The 17,548-nt window shown below is 26.4% G+C and carries 15 protein-coding genes; 3 read left to right on the top strand and 12 right to left on the bottom strand.

Annotation, left to right across the window (positions count from 1 at the left end):
- From isdE to Q0G30_RS10445, 3 genes are all read right to left on the bottom strand, one after another.
- Positions 1 to 891: a heme ABC transporter substrate-binding protein IsdE gene (gene isdE, locus Q0G30_RS10455; RefSeq protein ID WP_291655333.1), complete on the bottom strand. Its 891-nt coding sequence runs from the start codon at positions 889 to 891 to the stop codon at positions 1 to 3.
- Positions 892 to 928: 37 nt separating this feature from the next.
- Positions 929 to 1,582 carry an NEAT domain-containing protein gene (locus tag Q0G30_RS10450; RefSeq protein ID WP_294389521.1) on the bottom strand — a complete coding sequence of 218 codons (654 nt, stop codon included), beginning with the start codon at positions 1,580 to 1,582 and terminating at the stop codon, positions 929 to 931.
- Positions 1,583 to 1,681: 99 nt separating this feature from the next.
- Positions 1,682 to 3,730: an NEAT domain-containing protein gene (locus Q0G30_RS10445; protein WP_294389518.1), complete on the bottom strand. Its 2,049-nt coding sequence runs from the start codon at positions 3,728 to 3,730 to the stop codon at positions 1,682 to 1,684.
- 217 nt (positions 3,731 to 3,947) lie between these two features.
- Here Q0G30_RS10445 and Q0G30_RS10440 point away from each other — a divergent pair, with 217 nt between their 5' ends.
- A complete protein-coding gene (locus tag Q0G30_RS10440; RefSeq protein ID WP_294389516.1) occupies positions 3,948 to 4,676 on the top strand; it encodes an AraC family transcriptional regulator in 729 nt (242 codons plus the stop codon).
- 63 nt (positions 4,677 to 4,739) lie between these two features.
- Here the strand turns inward: Q0G30_RS10440 and Q0G30_RS10435 are convergent, their stop codons facing one another.
- The 4 genes from Q0G30_RS10435 to Q0G30_RS10420 all read right to left on the bottom strand — a co-directional run bounded on the left by Q0G30_RS10435 (position 4,740) and on the right by Q0G30_RS10420 (position 8,896).
- Entirely contained in the window at positions 4,740 to 5,723 is a 984-nt protein-coding gene (locus Q0G30_RS10435) for a CPBP family intramembrane glutamic endopeptidase (RefSeq protein ID WP_294389514.1), read from the bottom strand.
- Between the two features lie 69 nt (positions 5,724 to 5,792).
- Complete coding sequence (locus Q0G30_RS10430; protein WP_294389512.1) at positions 5,793 to 5,999, bottom strand: heavy-metal-associated domain-containing protein; 207 nt, start codon at positions 5,997 to 5,999, stop codon at positions 5,793 to 5,795.
- 74 nt (positions 6,000 to 6,073) lie between these two features.
- Positions 6,074 to 6,742, bottom strand: coding sequence for an HAD family phosphatase (locus Q0G30_RS10425; protein WP_294389510.1), 669 nt, complete (start codon positions 6,740 to 6,742; stop codon positions 6,074 to 6,076).
- 183 nt (positions 6,743 to 6,925) lie between these two features.
- On the bottom strand, positions 6,926 to 8,896 hold the full coding sequence (locus tag Q0G30_RS10420) for an ABC transporter substrate binding protein (protein WP_294389509.1): 1,971 nt from the start codon (positions 8,894 to 8,896) through the stop codon (positions 6,926 to 6,928).
- A 518-nt stretch (positions 8,897 to 9,414) separates the two neighbouring features.
- Between Q0G30_RS10420 and Q0G30_RS10415 the strand changes: the two genes are divergently transcribed.
- Complete coding sequence (locus tag Q0G30_RS10415) at positions 9,415 to 11,457, top strand: hypothetical protein (protein WP_294389507.1); 2,043 nt, start codon at positions 9,415 to 9,417, stop codon at positions 11,455 to 11,457.
- A 200-nt stretch (positions 11,458 to 11,657) separates the two neighbouring features.
- Positions 11,658 to 12,548 (top strand): LysR family transcriptional regulator, encoded by an 891-nt coding sequence (locus Q0G30_RS10410; protein ID WP_294389504.1) that lies wholly within the window; start codon positions 11,658 to 11,660, stop codon positions 12,546 to 12,548.
- Here Q0G30_RS10410 and Q0G30_RS10405 read toward each other — a convergent pair.
- The 5 genes from Q0G30_RS10405 to Q0G30_RS10385 all read right to left on the bottom strand — a co-directional run.
- Positions 12,529 to 13,080 carry a hydantoinase/oxoprolinase family protein gene (locus Q0G30_RS10405; RefSeq protein ID WP_366013876.1) on the bottom strand — a complete coding sequence of 184 codons (552 nt, stop codon included), beginning with the start codon at positions 13,078 to 13,080 and terminating at the stop codon, positions 12,529 to 12,531. The two genes, Q0G30_RS10410 and Q0G30_RS10405, sit on opposite strands and share 20 nt — an antisense overlap.
- A gap of 302 nt (positions 13,081 to 13,382) precedes the next feature.
- On the bottom strand, positions 13,383 to 14,378 hold the full coding sequence (locus Q0G30_RS10400) for a Gfo/Idh/MocA family oxidoreductase (protein ID WP_294389502.1): 996 nt from the start codon (positions 14,376 to 14,378) through the stop codon (positions 13,383 to 13,385).
- Between the two features lie 24 nt (positions 14,379 to 14,402).
- Positions 14,403 to 14,876: a YhcH/YjgK/YiaL family protein gene (locus Q0G30_RS10395; protein ID WP_294389500.1), complete on the bottom strand. Its 474-nt coding sequence runs from the start codon at positions 14,874 to 14,876 to the stop codon at positions 14,403 to 14,405.
- A gap of 481 nt (positions 14,877 to 15,357) precedes the next feature.
- Positions 15,358 to 15,558 carry a cysteine-rich CWC family protein gene (locus tag Q0G30_RS10390; RefSeq protein WP_294389498.1) on the bottom strand — a complete coding sequence of 67 codons (201 nt, stop codon included), beginning with the start codon at positions 15,556 to 15,558 and terminating at the stop codon, positions 15,358 to 15,360.
- Between the two features lie 77 nt (positions 15,559 to 15,635).
- A partial coding sequence (locus tag Q0G30_RS10385) for a sensor histidine kinase (protein ID WP_294389496.1) occupies positions 15,636 to 17,548 on the bottom strand: 1,913 nt, incomplete at its 5' end.

The raw sequence follows: 17,548 nt of genomic DNA, 5'->3' as shown, positions 1-17,548 counted from the left end.
TTATTCTCCACTACCATGAACTATATCACTTAATATCTCTAATCCTTCAATAACCTTAAGGTTTGCACTCATTCCAAAATATTCACTATCTAGGTAAATTACATTTCCTTCTTTTACAGCATTTATATTTTGCCATGCAGAATCACTTGCCATTTCTGCTTGTAATGCTGCTTTTGTTTCTTCTGGTAAAGCATGCACCATAACTAAAATCTTTTCTGGATTAAGCATAGCTAAATCTTCTTTATTATAAGTTGTAAATGATGTACTATTATCTTCAATTATGTTTTTTCCACCAACAAGTTCAACTAAACTTCCGATATAAGATTTTGACGTTGCTATCATTGTTGAACCTGGTGCCGCAAATAAAACTAGAACTTCTGGATTTTCTAAAGACTCCGCTTTTTCTTTAACTTCTAATTCCTTTGATTCTATTTCTTCTAATAAGGCCTTAGCTTCCTCATTTTTATCAAATTTTTCTCCTAAATTAGTTATTGCTTCTTTTAATCCATCTAAGCTTTCTAAAGAAATAAATTCACTTGGAATGTTATTTTCTGTAAATAAATTCATATAATCAGACCCTAAAGTATCTACTGATACTACCATTGTTGGATTTAATGATTTAATTATTTCTAAATCCGGACTCATTGGATTTCCAACCTCTACCGCCCCTTTGGTGCTTTCTGGCAATTCATATACAGTACTTGGTACTCCTGAAACTTTAACTCCTAATGCATCTAATATTTCTGTTACTGCAACAGATGTAGCAACTACTACCTCTTCCCCGTTACCTATTGCAACAGTTTTATCTTCGCTACTTTCAGAACTACAACTTACCAATCCTAAAGTCATAATCCCTGCTGCTATCATAGATATAATTCTTTTATATTTCATAATGTATAACCTTCCTATAAATCTTTTAAGTTATTTGTTACTTCTTTTTTGCTTTTACAATTACTAATGCTCCAATTGCAACTATAACAACTACTCCAGCTATAATTAAAGCAACATTATTGTTATTTTCTTCTTTGTCTGCTGCTACTGCTAGACTTTCTTCTATTTGAACTTCTTCATTTTCATTTACTACTTCATCTTCTGCTGGCATTTCTTCAACTTCTTCTATTGCCTCTATTAAAGTTAAAGTTTCCATCTTAGGTATAACCTTAAACTCAACATCTCTTTCCATAGGACCAACATAAATAAGTGCATCCATATCTGCATCTACTTTATCAACTTCAACCTTTAATTTAACAGTTCCATCTTCATTGTTTTCTTCTACTAACTCTACTGGAACTTCTCCTCCATTAACCTTCATTCTATAGTTCTCCATATAATCGCTTCCTGAAAAACCAATAGTATAAATTATATGATCTTTTGTAACTTCTACACTCATTGATGGTAAAAGGTAAGTTCTTGACATTGCCATTCCAGTTTCTGATTCATGATAAACATCATTTTCAACTTCATATATTCCACTTGCAATATTATTTTCTGTTGCATATACATTTTTACTTCCTAAAGTAACCAATATTCCTAAAGCCATTATAGCCATTAACATACCTTTAAATTTATTTAATATTTTCATTTTTATCTTCTCCTTATTTTTTAAAACCTAAATTAGGAGGCAAATAAATAGATTTACTATTTTATTTACCCCCTCATATAATATTATTAGTTGTTTATATTACTTTCTTTTTTTTGCTAAAACAACACCTGCAGATGTTAAAATCATTCCTAAACTTGCAACTGCTCCTGAACCAATAGGTGCTCCTGTTTCTGGTAGCTTATCTACTGTGTATTCTTTGATGAATGTTAAAGTATCCTTTAATAATGTAACACCAAATTCAACCTCTCTAGACATTGGTACTACATAAGTTTTAACTTTTATGCTATCACTTAAACTTGAAACTGCAAATCTAACATTTGTTGTATCTCCACTTGTACTCTTAGTTACAGTAACTTTTTTACCATTTACATAAATTTCATGACTTTGCATAAATTCAGCTCCAGTGAAAGTTAAAGTAACATAGTATTTACCATCTATTTCTTCAACCTTTGAAGTAGAATTTAAGTATTTTCTAGCCATTGATCTTCCAGTTTCGCTTTCATGAGTTACACTATTTTGAATAGAATATAATTTACCTTTAGTTATCTTTGTTTCTTCAGTAGTTGTTGTATTTCCACTTGTTCCATTAGTTGTGCTACCAGTTGTTGAACCACTTGTTGTACCACCTGTTACTCCTCCAGTTGTTCCTCCATTATTAGTTGTCCCATCTGTAACTAATGTTAATGTATCTTCTAATATATCAACTCCGAATTCAACATTGCTTCCCATCATAGTAACATAAGCAGAAACTTTTATTGAATCTTCTAAGCTTCCAACAGCAAATCTTAAACTAACAATCTCACCATTTACTGATTTAGTTGCCTCTACTTTTGCTCCATTAACGTATACTGTATGATTATTCATCATTTTTGATCCCATAGGTGTAAATGTTAATGTAACATATTTTTTCCCGTTTACATCTTCAACTTTTAATGTTTCTTCTAAAGCTTTTCTTGCCATACTAAGCCCTGTCTCACTATCATGAGTTACGTTATTTTTACCTGTATAAACCTTAGCTCCTTGTTCTTCGGTTACTCCACTATTTGAACCGCCGTTATTAGAACCATTATTATTTGAACCACCATTGTTTGAACCTTCGTTTCCAGTGTTTCCACCGTTATTTTCATCACCTGGCTTGTTTGTTTCACCGTTATTGCCTGAATCTTCTGAAGAATCATCTTCTTTATATTCAGTTAATTCTCCTTCATGTAATAACTCAATATCAACTGTATGTATTTTCCCTGGGAAAATAAACTCTGGAAGATTCTCATCATGATAAGTTAAATTAACATTAATTCTTGTATATAATACATCTATTGATTCAATATCAAAACTTATTGATCCATCTTCATTTTTTGTTAAGTTAACCTTTTCTCCATCTACTATTATTTCATTTGTTGATTGTACAGTTTTTAATCCAGCTTCATTATATTTCATAGTTACAGTAATTTTTCCATCTTTAACTGTTACAATAGAATTTGCATCTATATAATTTCTTATTGCACTCTCACTATCTGTTCCTACTTTTAATGCCTTGTTAGCTATTTTATATATTCCATTAGCTAAAACATTATCTTGATTTTCATTGTCGCTACCTGAATCATTAGAAGAGTCCTTTACTAATTCACCTTCATGTAGTAAATCAACATCAACTGCATGCATTCCTCCTGGTGCAATAAACTCCGGAATCATAGCATTATAATATGTTAAGTTAATTTTTACTCTTGTATATAAAGTATCTATTGAACTTATTTCAAAACTTATTGAACCATCTTCATTGTTCTTAAATTCAATTTCTTGTCCGTCAACAGTTATTGAATTTGTTGATTTTACAGTTTCTAATCCATTTTCATTATACTTCATAGTTACTGTTATTTTTCCATCTTTAACTGTTACAATAGAATTTGTATCTATATAATTTCTTATTGCACTATTATTATCCGTTCCTTTTTGTAAGGTTTTATTTGTTATTTTATATGTTCCATCAGCTAAGACATTTCCTTGGTTTTCCCCTTCACTAGCTATAGTCTCAACTACTGTAGCTCCAACAGCTTGTACACTATTTCCTAATACTATTGTTGATACCATTAAAGCAGCTAACATCTTACAAAGTTTCTTTCTTAACATATCTCTATTCCCCCTAAGTGTATTTCTAAAATTTATTTATATCTTCTAATTGACATATTAATAATTATATTCGATAATTATTGATATTGATTCTCATTTACTTTAAGATGATATCATATATCTTCTTAATATGTTTTAACAATATTTATATTTTTTTTAACAATATTTTTATATTTTAAAAACATTAAAAAATTTTAAGGGAAGGATACTAAAATTAATGATTTCAAATATATTAACTAATTTCTTCAACTGCCTTACTATTCCAATATTAGTTTTAAACTATAAATTTGAAACTATATTTACTTATAATCATGATTCAAAAATAAATAATTCTTTTTATACTTCTAAAGCTATAGAGGAACTTAAGAAATCTGATTTTTGCTCTAATACTTTTTCGTTTAATATAAATACTGATATAGCTTTTACTTGTATTAGATTTAATCATTATGACAATACTAAAATATCTCTATTACTAGGACCATATATAATTAATGAAAATCCTAATGATACTAATGCTATTAATACACTAACAGAAGATGGATTGCAAAATATTATTAAATTACACTCTTACATTATCCATAATCATATTTGTAGTAATAAATCAAATATGATTAACTCTCCTGTTGTAAATCATGCTATTAAATATATTGAAAAAAATTATGCTAATGAAATATCAATAGATGATGTTTGTAAACAATTAAACGTAAATAAATGCTATTTTTGTAGCATATTCAAAAAAGAATCTGGCTCAACATTTATAAACTATTTAAACAACTATAGAATAGAAAAAAGCAAAGAACTATTAAAAAAGCCTAATATATCTCTACTTGATGTTTCACTTTCTGTAGGATATAACAATCAGAGTTATTTCAGTACAGTATTTAAAAAAATAACTTCAAAAACTCCGCTAGAATTTAGAGATGAATACCTAAAAACCAAAAACTAAAAATAAAAAAACAACTGCCTTATATTTTCCTTATGTAGACAGTTGTTTTTTAGTTTCTTATCTTTATTTCAAACTTATTATTTCTTTATTTTCAATTCCTATAAAGTCATCAATTTTTTCCTCTTTATAAAACCAATATACAATTCCAAAGGTTAAACAAGTAACTATTGTAACTATTATTCCTCCCTCAGGTCCAAAAGCACCTCCATTTATTATATTATTAGTTACATTTTCTACTTTATATAATCCATTAACACTTATTCCGCTTACTCCAAATCCCCAAATATATCCTTGAAAATAATTCCATGTTATATGATATCCTATTGGCATCCATATATTTTTAGATTTCATAAACATGTATGCAAATAATACACCTACTAAAAATAAATTAATAAATGCCAACACATCTATTCCTTCATTACCTAAATGTAAAGCTGCAAATATTAATGCTGGTCCAATTAATATTAGCCATTTATTTCTTGTTTGTTTTAATACAGACATAATATATCCTCTAGATAGTATCTCTTCACCAAAACCAACAAATATAAAACCTATTAACCCATATAATAAAGATATAGATACTTGTGGTTTACTAATAGGATTTACTAATTTAACATTCCCTGTAGCTATTATAATTACAGCTACTATACTCATTGTGATTGCTCCCAATATTAATCCTATACCTAACTCTTTATAACCTTTTTTAATAGACGTTATACCCATCTTATTAATTTTCTTCTTTTCAAACAATTTCCATATAATAATACAAGATATAATAAGTAAAATATTACTTATTGAAGTAGTAATCTGAAAAATCAATTCATATTCTGTAGTAGACTCTAAGTTAAAATTAATTAAATAATCACCATTCCCTTTAATTAAAAGAACAATACCCATTATTATCCCTATTAACATAGATAGTCCAAACATCAAAGCATATGAAAGCAAAAATACTAAAAGTATCTTCCATCCACTTCTTACCTCATTATACTTATTTTTAAATATAATTTTTTCCCCCTCCTTATCTTTATAATTAAATTTTATCATAGTGTTTTACTTTTTTAACAAAAAAAATACTAATAAGATAACGCCTCTTATTAGTATTTTAATAATATATTATTCTTCAATTTTATGTCCTGTATTTTCAATACAACTTCTTATTTCTTGCTCAGTTGCTGGCTTATTATAAATTACTTCAACACTTCCTCGTGCCATATCTACACAAACGTTATCTACACCATCTATTTTTTCAAGTGCATTTTTAATTTGTGTTTTCATATTTTCATTTACGATACCATTTACCATATAATGTTCTCTTTCCATTAATACTACTCCTTTAAAAAAATTATATAAATAGTATTCTCAAAAAACATTACTATTATTATCAAAAATTTTTTCTATTTTATACTCATTAATTCACTTCTTATTTCATTTAGATTATTAAAACTTTTATAAGCTTTACTTAAAATCTCTTCATCCGCTTCTTTTAAATCAACAACATGAATAGGAATCATACCAGCGTTAAATGCAGCTTCTATTCCTGCACTTGAATCTTCAATTACAATACATTGCTCTGGACTTATACTTAACTTATCCGCAGTCTTTAGAAATATATCAGGATTTGGTTTAGTTTCTTTTACCTCATCTCTGCACACTACTGCATTAAAAAAGTTTTTAATATTGGCTTGTTCTAATTGTTTAAATGCTCTTTCTGTAATAGCTGATGTTGCTAATGCAATTTTAAAATTATTTTCTTTTAAGTATTCTAAAATCTCATATACTCCAGGCTTTAAAGGAATACCCTTATCTACTTCTTTAGATAAATTTTCATCCTTTTCTATATACATATCATCTATTGGTAAATCATTTCCGAAACAACTTAGAAATACTTTTTTGACATTCTCACGGCCTGTTCCTAACACTGATGAATATATATCTTTTGTCATTTTATATCCATACTTTTCGAAAACTTTTGACCATACCTTTAAATATACCATTTCAGTATCAAATATTACCCCATCCATATCAAATATTACAGCTTTTATCTTATCAACATCTAAATTCATATAATTACACCGCCCTATTTTTTATTTTATCCGAAACTTTCATTACAACGTCTTTATATTAATTATATAATAACTTAAATCTAAACTTTTTCACTATATTATCCTATAAGAATATAACGAGCTAAATTAAATATACTCTCGCATAGAAAATGCTCCGCTAAAAGATTATTAGCTGAGCATTTTCTATATATATATATCTGATAATTCAGTCTTTACTTTATATCTTATATTCTTTACTTCTTCTATCCTACTTCTATCCTGTGATGACTTTTTTACATTCTCTTTGTAAGTACTACTTTCATTTATATTAGCTTCCTTAGGCAATCTAACTGTAAACTTCGTTCCCTTATTAATTTCAGATTCAACTATAATTTCGCCATTATGTAGTTCTACTAAAGATTTGGCTATTGATAAACCTATTCCACTCCCCTCATTTTTTCTATTTAATTTATTATCACCTTGAACAAATTTATCAAATATATTGAGTTTATCCATTTCGGATATTCCTATTCCATTATCCTCAACAGTAATCTCTAAATATTTATCTAAAGAATTTATTGTTACAAAAATATTTCCATTATCAGTTGAAAACTTAATTGCATTAGATACTAAATTTAAAATAACCCTTTCAATTTTACTAACATCAACTTTCATCATCACTACTTCTTCATTTGTATCAAAAATTAAATTTAAATTTTTCTTTTCTGCATATGGAATTACAGCCATTACTAATTCCTCTGTTAAACTAACTATATTAATATTATCTAAATTTAATTTTAAATCATTTAATTCAGCCTTTTCTACATCTATCATATTATTTATTAATCTAATTAATCTATAGCAATTATTCTTTACTATATTAATGGTATTAGCCTCTTTATCTTTTTCATACCTATTACTCTCCATAAGTTGCGCTGCACATAATATTACATTTATTGGCGTCTTAAGCTCATGACTTATATTTGCTATAAAATGAGCTTTAAGTTTATTGGCTTCTTCTGCTTTATTCTTTGCATTTATTATTTCTTTTTCATATTTTCCCTTATAGTATATATATTTTATTAATACTAATATTAAAAGTATTAATATAGTAAATATAATAGTAAGTACAATAAATACCGTTTTATATTGTCTAATCATATCCATCGGATTATTAATTATTCGTGAATTTTGGGGCAATTTTTTTATTTTTATATTAAAATTTTTCAATACATTATAATCAAATATATATTCATTAGCATCTTCACCATCACTATATAATTCTTCTTCATCTATCCCCTCTAATAATCCTAATACTATTTCTGCTGCTTTTTTCCCTTGATTAAAATGATTAATCACCTTACCGCCAACACTTCCAGTACCGATACTATACTCTAATACACTATATACTGGAATTCTCGGGTTTATTTCTGCTATTAATTTATTTATATCTAAAGTTTTTATCCATTCTCCATTTCTGAAATCATCAGGATAAAGTGAAATTATAACACTATTATTTTTTATATTCTTTATAGTCTCGTTAAATTCATCTATAGTTAATTCACTTGTGATTATTGTATCAAAATTTAAGTCAGAATGACTATTAACAATATTTTCATAAAACACTTCGCCAATATCATTTAGAAAAATTATATTTTCTGTTTCAGGGTGAAATTCTTTAATTAGCTTTAAATTTTCTTCTATAGATTCTATTTCTCGCACTCCTGAAACTTTTTCATATTTAAAAGCTTCTTCTAGTAGCTCTTCCTTTTGAATCCCTAAAAATGATATTGGAATATCTTTAAATATATCATTTCTATATCTTAAGCAAAATTCTAATGCTTCGTCATCTCCTACTATTATGCCATCATAACTTTCATAGTTCTCAAAACTAGATTTTAGTAAATTATAAAATTTCTCTTCATTTTCTCTATTATAATATCCATTTAGATCCATATATTCAACTCTTAAATTAACGTTATTTTCAAATCCAGCCTTTATCCCGTCAACTTGATCCGTAAAAGATATAAAATTTGAATTATATGAACTAATAAATAAGACACTTAACTTTTCCTCTTCATATTCATTTGCATAAACAATATTGTTACATAATGTAATATAAGTAATTATTAAAATACTTATTAAAACCCTTAATCTCCATCGTATCTTCTTCATCCCTTATCTCCTGTTCATTAAATCTCCCTACCAATATTATACTATTTTTAATTCCATTTTTGTACTTTTTTCCTATCTTTTTATTAATATTTTTCTTCATATTTTATACTTTTTACTTCCTGTACACTCCACATTGCCTATTAGAATGGCCTCTATAAATTATATTACTATAAAAACTTATCATATCTTTTATTCTTTCATTTAATCAATTTTCCTTTATGATATTCAAATATGACATTTCAACTTTTAGTATTTTTTTACATTTTTCTCCTTGATTTCTCATGTAATACTATTGCTTTCTATTATATTTAATCTTTTTCTTGTTTTCTCCTATTATTTACATTTAATTCTATTTTATCATGAAAATAATGTAATAATATTTGTGATTAAATGTTTTTACATTATTTTCTATTTAATATAAAATATGTATATACAATACTTTTTATATTTCTGCTATTTTTTTATAGCAAGAGATTTATTAAATAAAAATTTGATGAATAGGAGGGTAATTTAACCTTATGAGTTGCTGGACTGTTTTAAGAATAACACCAACTAGAAATATTGATAAAATTAACGAAGCTTATGTTGAATTAAGTAATTCTATATCTGAAAATAATAAAGATGCTGAAGAATTAGAGTTAGCATATAATAAAGCTATATCTTTAGCTACTGCATCTATTGGAGATTTAAATATAGCTTTATTAAATAATTCTAATTTCGATATTTTATCTGCTTTAATAAATTCATCCATAGATGATACAGCTATAGATTCAGTAGATAAATTTATTAATAAATTAAATGAAATCTATACTAATCCTAGCTTGAGATTTACTAAGGATTCTTGGATTAATTTACTAACATTGCCTATTTTAAAAGACCCTTCTATCAACCAAAAGTTAGAAATAGAATTTATTAAGTATATATATACACAAAAATATCTTCCTACAAATATTTATAATTTATTAAATTCTAGATTCAATTGGACTAGCAGAGAAATTGAATTAAAAACTAATATTTCAAGTGAAATAGTTGATTTTATAATAAATGAGATAAATAATCCATTGCCTTTAACTTATAATTATTTATCAAATATTAATGCAGATCAGTTAGATGAATATCTTTCTCTTAGAGAAAAAGCTTATTTATCTCTAAACTCTACTAAAGAAGAAACTGATAAAAGCTACTTATTTGACGCCTATTCTATATATACAAAAGATTTAGACTTATTAAAACTATTAGGAACCTATTATCTTAATAAAAATGATAATCTTATGGCCTTAAATTACTTTAGAGAAGCTATTAACATAAATTCTAACGATATGTTTTGTCTTTCAAATTTTGGACATTTACTAGCAAAAACTAATCAATATTCAAATGCAATCTATTATCTAGAAAAATATATTAAAAAGTTAAAAAATACACTTGATTTGGATCGCATTATAGATTTAGCCCACTGTTATCATCATTCATATGATTTACAAAAAGCTAAAGACTTATATACATTAATAATTAAATTAAGGCCTTGGGATATTTCAACAAAAGCTGAACTAGATACTATTAAAAATAAACTTTCTAATGATTCAGTATCTTTACCTTTAACAATTCCAATTTATAAAAAATATCTTAATCCATATATTGAACCATTTATGAATAAATTGAAAGAAATCTATAACAACTTCTCATTTAGAATAGATGAGAAAAGCTGGGAAGAATTATTTTCTTTACCTATAGCTTCAAATGAAATACTATTTTATTTAGTAGAACAAAATATTATAGAATTTATAACTAATAATAAAAATATTCCTAAAAATATTTTTACATTACTGAATGATAAATTTAACTGGCTATCTAGACATGATGAATTAATATCAATTTATCCTACTTTAAAAATTGATTATTTATTTGATAGATTATCTTTTAATGAAACATTAAGCTACGATTCTATAAAAGATATTAATTCTAATGTATTAGAAGAATATATAGAACTTCGTTCAATGGCTTATGATTTAGTTGCTAGTGGATCAAATGATGCAGAGTATTACTTAAATAAAGCTTTAAGTTTATACGATAAGGATTTTGAATTATATAAATTATTTGGTCAATATTATTCAAATAATAAATCTTATGACGTTGCAATTACAAATTTTAAGCTGGTTCTTTCTTTTAAAGATGACGATTATTACTCTATTTGTAGTTTAGCTTTATTACTAACTAAAATAGAAAATTATCAAGAAGCCCTTTACTATTTAAATAAAAGTGTTAATACTACTGCAGGTAGTATGTTGCTTGATAATGAAGATTTTTTAACTAAATATGGAATTAGCTTTTATTATACAAATGATTTAACTAATGCGAAAAAATACTTCAAAAAATTATCTAAGCTTAATTCAAATCTTACATTTGTAAATCTTTATTTAAAGAATATAAACGATAGATTATCAGGTAAGAAGAAATCACCTATTCCAGTAGATGTTATTACAAATCCTGATTATTATAAATCTAAAACAAAAACTAAATTAATAGATATTATCTCAAAACTTAAACAAACTATTTATAGCTAGATTAAATGCGGTGATGACGAAAATTAATGATATTAACTCTGGGAATATTATTAATTTTTCTTTATCACTGGATTTTAAGCTAAAAGATATAATTTTCTTCGTATTCTCCTTAGAAATTAATTTGTAGGGACTATTGAAATAATACTAGCCATTTTTAATTATAAGTATATAATATATATTATGACATTTTTTTAAGCGAGGTGATTATTATCACTATTGAACAAATACAGTATTTTTTGGCTGTAAAAAAATATAATGGCTTTTCAACTGCAGCCAATGAACTTTGTATCTCTCAATCATCTTTATCAAAACAAATTAAAGCTTTAGAGAAAGAAGTTGATACTACATTGTTTGATAGAAATTCAAGAGTAACGTCATTAACTGAAGCAGGGGAAGACTTCTACATATATGCCTTAAAGTTTTTAGATGATTATAATAATATTATTCAAGCAATGCGTAAACATTCTTCATCTAAAAACTGCACATTAAACATTGGAACAATTGCTGTTTTAACACAATACGGATTAACCTCAACAATTGCATCATTTAAAAATAATTATTCTAATATTGATATTAATATCTTTGAAGATGAAAATGATGCAATATTAAATATGTTAATTAAATCTGAAATTGACTTTGCAATTGTTAGAGATTTTAATTTACCTAGAGATTCATTTGATGTAACACCATTAGCTGAAGATGAACTAGTAGTAGTTACATCTAACAATCATCCTTTTACAAAAAAGAAATATATATCATTTAATGACTTAAAAAATGAAAACTTTATTATTTGTGCAAAATCTGGGGTTTTTGATATTTGTGTAAAGGAATGTAACAAGTTAGGCTTCACCCCTAACGTCGTTCATAATATTAATAAGATTGAAACTATTTTAGGCTTAGTTTCTGAAGGACTTGGTATTACATTAATTGTAAATAACGTTTTAAAGCCTTTTAGTAACTCTAATATATCTGTTCATCCACTGAAAAACCCTATTAATTCAAATCTTGCATTAGTTAGTAATAAAAATGCTAAAGAATCTAAAGAATTTATTCTTTTTAAAGATTTCATAATTAAAAATACTGTAAAATAACCGGCTCTATTTTTCTAAAAGATTTTTCTAATATTTGAGCTGCTACATCTTCTACTGTAGTTCCCATATAGTTTGCAACTACCTGCATTGCTCTTCTCGCTGAGTTGACATTTCCATAAGAAAATTGATCTGGCCTAACTAATCCTAATATATTTGCTGCACATGTATTAGTTACAGTAATTCTTTTACCACTTTTCAATTTTATTGCGATATAATCCTTAGGATCTCCTTCTTTTGGTGCGAAGAACTCTATCTCTGGTTCTACTATTTCTTCTTCTGGTGTAAATACTGCATAACTCATACCTGCAATATGTGCGCTTCTTGGTCCTGCATCTATTACACCATTTTTATTTCCACGAATCATACTTCCACCTGCAACCCCTAAAACTCTAACATCAATAGAAGTTACATAAGTTTTATGTCCATCTACTACAGAATAATCAATAGCTAGTCTTCCATTTTTAATTACACCAATATTAGTTGATGTTCCTCCAACTTCAAAATAAATTCCATTAGATACACGAAGATACATAAGTGAACCCATCACACTTGCAGCAGGTCCAGATAACATTTTAAGAATAGGTCTTTTTTCATTTCTTCAATTAACAGCGTATACAACTAATCCAGCAAATGATATTAATAGTAAAATACCAATAATAAATTCAATACTCATTTTAGCTTCTCCTTAACTTTTGTTTTTCTGCTTTATTTCGTTAATTTATTAATTAACAAACTGATTTAAATTTTTTAGCTTGCTTTGCTAATATACTCTTTAAGTAACTTATTAATAATATACGCTTCTTATTATATTAGCAATAGCTAGCTAAATTTTAATTAATATCTTTTTCTGTAATCTTCTAATATATCATCCATTACTTTTATAACGTGTGCTGCACTTTCTAAGTCAGCTGGTGATTTTTCTTTTCCAATTAACTCGTTAACTATAGTTTGAATGTAAGGTTGAGCTACATGTTCTGGCTCTTTATAATCAATAATTTCTTCTTGTCCATCAATAATAACCTTTATTGGTCCATAGAATAATCCTGTAGTACTTATTCTACCCTTATCACCTACTATTAGCATTTCTTCTTCATCATGGTCAGCAACGTAACACCATATTCCGTTACCCATTACTCCACTTTCAGTTTTGAAGATTGCATTTACTGTATCTTCAACTTCATAGTATCCACCATAGTTTTCAGCCATACCACTTACATTTTCGATCTTACCAAATAAATACTCAACTATATCTAAAACGTGAGCAACCATATCTACGAACTTACCGCCACCTGCAGCTTCCGGTCTTAATCTCCAAGGTAAATTATCTCTATCTAAATCAGCCTCTTCAACTTTCATAAATTGTCTTAAGTGAACAAAATTAATTTTTCCTAATGCTCCACTTTCAATTATTTCTTTAATTTTCATATACTTAGCCATACCTCTTCTGTAGAATGCTACGTATATTGGAAGATTAACTTCTTCTGATTTTGCAATCATTTCTAAACATTCAGCATAAGTTAATGCCATTGGCTTTTCAGTATAAGGAATTTTTCCAGCCTCTAAACATTTCATAGAATAATCTTTATGGAATTTTGGAGGTGTTGGAAGATATACTGCATTTATTTCTGGATCTGCAAGCATTTCTTCTACAGTTTTATAAACAACTGGTACTCCATGTCTTTTAGCATAATCACATGCTCTATCATAATCTAAATCAAATACTGCTCTTAACTCTGAATTTTCTGATTTGTATAGGCCTGGACCACTTTTCTTTTCTGTTACGGCACCGCAACCAACCATACCCCATACTACTTTATCGAATTTCTTCATTTTAATTTCTCCTTTTATTTAAAATTATAAAGTTGAAACTTTAACCTTTATAACTATCTTTCTAATCGTCATGGCTTCATCCTTCATTATTGCAGGAATATGAACATCATGTGGATAGAATACTGCATAAGAACCTTCTTCCATTTCTAAATGAGTTTCTCTTGCATTTTCATTGTTCTTATAAAATATAAGGTCTCTTGTTTCTAAAAGATTTTCATCTATTTCATTGTCTCCCATATCTGGATAACAACCTATCTTCTCTTTTCCTTTTGCTAAGAATTGAACATCAATATATGTTTCATGTACTTCCGGACGCAGATTACATCTTTCAGTAGTTTGTACATCAAGTACTTGTAAAATCATATTATCGCCATCTAATTCATATCTTCCTGGTTCCATTGCTACTAAATCATTTTCCTTAAGATAATTTATAGCTTTTTGAATAGGCATTGGATAGCTTGATATATTCTCATTACACTTTATATTTCCGAAAATCATCTTATACCTCCTCTAAAATTAGTGTTTAAATTCATCCTTGTTTTATTGTTATTTTTTCTACAATTTTCTACAAGGCTTTACACGCAAACTTTATATTTGTTATATTACAGACAATCAAATCTACTTTCAATTCATTTTAGGAATGATATTATTCCTTTTTTGAATAGTATTATTAAATTCACTTATAAACTTTGTTATTTTTTTATCACTTCTTATAGTTATTTCAATAGTTTAGCATAGTTTGTATCTATCAATATTAATCATATAAGATATTAATAATTTTCATTAAAAATATTAATATCTTATAAACTTATAAAAAAAATAAGAAGAATCATTATTTTATATGGATTCTTCTTATTTTTATAATATACTTTTTAACACTTAGATATTTATTTTTTATAACTATTTTTATAAAACTTTTCTTTTTTATATAAATTGCTATTTTAATTTAATATTAAAGCTTCTAAACTATTTAATTTTATTAATTATTTTCTTTATATCTCATTACACAATCCTTACAAATACAAGCTTTTCCTCTTAATTTTTCTGGTATTTCATCTCTTAATTCTTTAGGAACTTCAATTTTCTCACACCAGCAATTTCCATGCGATAATCCTTTTTCATATGCACAATTATTAGGCTTCCCACAAATAGGACAAATACTCTTGTCAACTTCCATCATATTTACCTTCCTTTTGAAATTATTTTGTTTTTCATCAAATATATCATATTCCCAATTTCTATTACAAATATAATTCTTTAATTTATAGGTAATACTATGGTAAACTTACTTCCCTTATTTAATTCACTTTCCAACTCTACATGTCCACCATGTAATTCTACAATATATTTAACTAACGTTAAACCTATTCCACTGCTACTAACCTGAGTGGAATTAACATTTCTACCTTGTTGAAATCTCTTAAATATAAATTCTTGATCATCCTTAGATATTCCTAAACCATTATCTTCTACAGAAATACTTACATTCTCATTATCTTCCTTAATTAAAACTTTAATCTTTCCACCTTCTTCTGTAAACTTAACGGCATTTCCAATAAGATTTACAACACACCTTGCTATTTCCTTAGAATCACAACATATTGATAATTCTTCAACTTCAGGATCAATAATCAAATCAATTCCTTTACTATTTATATAGTCACTCATATTCAATGCTGTTTCTTCTACTAGATATACTATATCAACACTTTCCTGTTTATCTATTTTATAAGTTCCTGATTCTATTTTAGAGCTATCTATAATATCATTTATTATATTTAACAAATTATTAGAACTCTTCTGTATAATTTCCATATAGTGTAAATTTTTTTCCTTTGTAGCTCTATCACTTTTTTCTAAGGAATTTAATAATTGAAGTGCTGATAAAATTATATTTATAGGAGTTCTTAATTCATGTGACAAATTAACAAAATAATCATTTTTAAATTTTTCATTCCTTATATTTTTCTCATAAAGTCTTTTATTTTCTTCCATTTGTTGTTTTATTTTCTTAGTTTGCTTAGCAACTAATTCATTTAAAAATTTCATACGATATATAATATATAAAACTATTAACAAAATAAATGCTACATAAATACAATAAGCTATATCTGATTGCCAAAATGATTTTTTTATTACGATATTTATAATTGATTCATCTGTAAATCCCCCATCGCTATTTACTGCTTTCACTCTAAATGTATAATTACCAGGCTTCAAGCTATTATAAACTGCATATCCATCTGTACTACCAATATTCCACTCTTGATTTATTCCATCCATTTTATATAAATATGTTATTGTACCTATTCTAGAGTAATTAGGAAGGAAATATTCAATTGCTATATTATTTTCATAATGTTTAAGTTCTATATTATTACTATCATTTACGACTAACTCTTTATTTATCCATAAGGTATCTAAAACCACATTTTCTTCTTTTATAGTTGTTTCTTCTATATCATTAGGATTAAATAAAACTACACCTTTCGTAGTTCCAAATATTAAAATTCCATTTTTTAATTTATATGAAGCCCTTTTATTAAATTCGCTTCCAACTAGCCCATCCATTTCTGTAAAATTTACAAATCTACTTTCATTAATAATAAACTTGCTTAAACCTTTACTTGTACCTAGCCATATATCACCATTATCATCTACAATTACACTATTTATATAATTACTTACTAATCCATCTTTATCATAATATTTAGTAAATGTCTCTGTTTCTATATTAAATTTATTTAATCCCACCTCAGTTCCTATCCATATATTTCCGAAGTCATCTCCTTGAATACAATTTATAGAATCATAACTTAATGAATTTTCTTCCGAACTGGATAAATAATTTTTTATTACTCCCTCTTTTTTATGGAATTTTATTAATCCACTATTCTTTCCTCCAGCTAACCAAAGAATATTTTCATCACTTTTATCTTGAAAAATATCAAATATTTTATAGTTAGTAATTCCTTTTTCAATGAAATTTTCTCTATAATTAATTGTTTCATTAGTTTCTCTATTATATCTATAAAGTCCCTGTTCAGTTGCAGTCCATACATATTTATCATCATTTATTATTTTTAAACCCTTATTGAAAAATAGATTTGGAGTTATTTCTTCATAAGGATATGATATTATTTCTTTTGTGTTTTTATTAATGATATTAA

Origin of the sequence: uncultured Clostridium sp. (genome assembly GCF_934754925.1) — a bacterium.
Taxonomy (GTDB): Bacteria; Bacillota; Clostridia; order Clostridiales; family Clostridiaceae; genus Clostridium.
Note: the sequence above shows the minus strand (reverse complement) of the source record. Positions and strands in the feature narration are given on the sequence as shown.

Excerpts from the sequence above, each read along its gene's own strand:
- Q0G30_RS10405 (WP_366013876.1), bottom strand. The coding sequence starts at position 13,080 with ATGTATCTTCGTGTATCTAATGGAATTTATTTTGAAGTTGGAGGAACA.
- Q0G30_RS10400 (WP_294389502.1), bottom strand. The coding sequence starts at position 14,378 with ATGAAGAAATTCGATAAAGTAGTATGGGGTATGGTTGGTTGCGGTGCC.
- isdE (WP_291655333.1), bottom strand. The coding sequence starts at position 891 with ATGAAATATAAAAGAATTATATCTATGATAGCAGCAGGGATTATGACT.
- Q0G30_RS10450 (WP_294389521.1), bottom strand. The coding sequence starts at position 1,582 with ATGAAAATATTAAATAAATTTAAAGGTATGTTAATGGCTATAATGGCT.
- Q0G30_RS10440 (WP_294389516.1), top strand. The coding sequence starts at position 3,948 with ATGATTTCAAATATATTAACTAATTTCTTCAACTGCCTTACTATTCCA.
- Q0G30_RS10420 (WP_294389509.1), bottom strand. The coding sequence starts at position 8,896 with ATGAAGAAGATACGATGGAGATTAAGGGTTTTAATAAGTATTTTAATA.
- Q0G30_RS10430 (WP_294389512.1), bottom strand. The coding sequence starts at position 5,999 with ATGGAAAGAGAACATTATATGGTAAATGGTATCGTAAATGAAAATATG.
- Q0G30_RS10395 (WP_294389500.1), bottom strand. The coding sequence starts at position 14,876 with ATGATTTTCGGAAATATAAAGTGTAATGAGAATATATCAAGCTATCCA.
- Q0G30_RS10415 (WP_294389507.1), top strand. The coding sequence starts at position 9,415 with ATGAGTTGCTGGACTGTTTTAAGAATAACACCAACTAGAAATATTGAT.
- Q0G30_RS10390 (WP_294389498.1), bottom strand. The coding sequence starts at position 15,558 with ATGATGGAAGTTGACAAGAGTATTTGTCCTATTTGTGGGAAGCCTAAT.
- Q0G30_RS10425 (WP_294389510.1), bottom strand. The coding sequence starts at position 6,742 with ATGAATTTAGATGTTGATAAGATAAAAGCTGTAATATTTGATATGGAT.
- Q0G30_RS10435 (WP_294389514.1), bottom strand. The coding sequence starts at position 5,723 with ATGATAAAATTTAATTATAAAGATAAGGAGGGGGAAAAAATTATATTT.
- Q0G30_RS10445 (WP_294389518.1), bottom strand. The coding sequence starts at position 3,730 with ATGTTAAGAAAGAAACTTTGTAAGATGTTAGCTGCTTTAATGGTATCA.